Source organism: Leptospira soteropolitanensis (genome assembly GCF_026151655.1).
Lineage (GTDB): Bacteria > Spirochaetota > Leptospiria > Leptospirales > Leptospiraceae > Leptospira_A > Leptospira_A soteropolitanensis.
On record NZ_JAMQPN010000051.1, the window covers coordinates 1 to 1,765 of the forward strand.

The window sequence follows — 1,765 nt, forward strand, 5'->3', positions numbered from 1 at the left end:
TACATTAAGATTTTTTTGTTTTAAATTTTCGCTAAATGTTTTTATTCAAGGTTTGTGAAAAGAGAAATGAGAAAGACAAAGAATTAAGAAAAGAAATATTTAAAGATATTTATTAAGGCTTAGTTTCTTTTAACGTCTTTCTCATTATTAATTTACATTGTCTAGTTTCATGCATAGTTCTGTTTTAGTTTGCCTTGTTTGGGATATTCACGCGAAAATTAATTTAAGAATTTAAGAAAAAGTAATTTTAAGAGAATAGATATAACTTCTTTACTTTCCTATTCGAATTCTTTACTATTCATTGGACACTGCAATTAACAGCGACTAACCGCTGCGCTTCGGGACTTACGCCCTCGCTTGGTCTCCGACACATAGGCTTCTGGCACTCCCCTTGCCTACGCAAGTGTCGTGGCCAGTCCCTAACGTCCCGTTCCGGGACTCAGGGCCAGCCTACGTCGGTTAGTCTAGTTCGTTATGCGAAATTCTTTAAACAATTCATGAAAAGAAATCTTTATTTAATATCTATATTCCTTTTACAGTTTAATTGTATACTTACTCGCGAAGTATTGAAGGATGCTGCACCAGGTGAAAAAATTATTAATACAAGCGTTGGAAGTTTTGAAAATTTATACTTTGAAGAAAATTATCTTATAATAAAAGCAACCACCAATCAGTCTTCCGTAAAAAATGAAAAATATAATTCAGAACAATTAGAATCTTGTTATAAAATTTCTAACAAGCTACCTAATTCTAAATTATTCGTAAATTCAAGCGAATTTAAGTTATGTAAAAAAAGAGAAGGGAATGAGTATTTCGAAAATTTAGATAAAAATTCGGAACTTCTTTTTATTAATGATAATTTAATTTTAAAGTCTGAATCATTCAAAAATATAGAAAGATATTGTAGGTGTTCCAATTTCCCTAGTGAAAAGAAAATATTGCATGTCTTTGTAAATCCTCCCGAAACTGATTTTTTTAAAGCAAGATACATCTTCGTATTTGAAGATTATACTACCTACGTAATTCCAATTGAAAATGAAATAAAAAAAATCAATATTGAATTTTATTTAAAAAATATATCTTATCTGAAGTTATCTGAATTCATAGAGGAAGATTGCGTCGTAACAGGAAATTGCACATTTAATTCTTTAAAAAACTATAAAAAAAGTGAAGATTTTTGGGTCAGAAACCAAAATCCCTTTAATAAAGTAAAACCTCAAATTGTAGATAATAACCAAACTTACATTACTATTTTAAAAGAAAGTGAATATTATGACACATTGTTTCCAAAAAGTGAAATTTATAAGTATAAGCTTGATGACAATTTATTTAAAAATAAATTTAATATAATACTTTTCAGCGATTCAAAAAATACAGTTTCCGAACCTAGAAAATTTTACAAATATCTTAAAATTCCATTTACTGTTGCTGCTGATATTATTATAACTCCTATAATGATAACTGTCTCTGCTTTCATCTGGACGTTTATTGCATTTAGCAGATAAAGAACTTCGCATAACAGCGACTTACCGCTACGCTTCGGGACTAGCCCTCGCTCGGCCTACGGCAAATTCCCCTTCTGGCATTCGCCTTGCTTACGCAAGCTACATGCCAGTCCCTAACGTCCCGGCGGGACTCAGGGTCGGGGAACTTCGGTAAGTCTTGTTCGTTATGCGAAATCAGAAAAAAATGACCTGGTATCTCTGTAAAAACTGCATCAAACATCAAGAATTAATAACCTTTTATGAAATCTCTAAAAAGGAAT

1 protein-coding gene is annotated in these 1,765 nt (G+C 31.3%); it reads left to right on the top strand.

The features are described from left to right. Positions 1-566 precede the first annotated feature (566 nt). Positions 567-1,505: a hypothetical protein gene (locus ND811_RS19205; protein ID WP_265353589.1), complete on the top strand. Its 939-nt coding sequence runs from the start codon at positions 567-569 to the stop codon at positions 1,503-1,505. Positions 1,506-1,765: the final 260 nt, after the last annotated feature.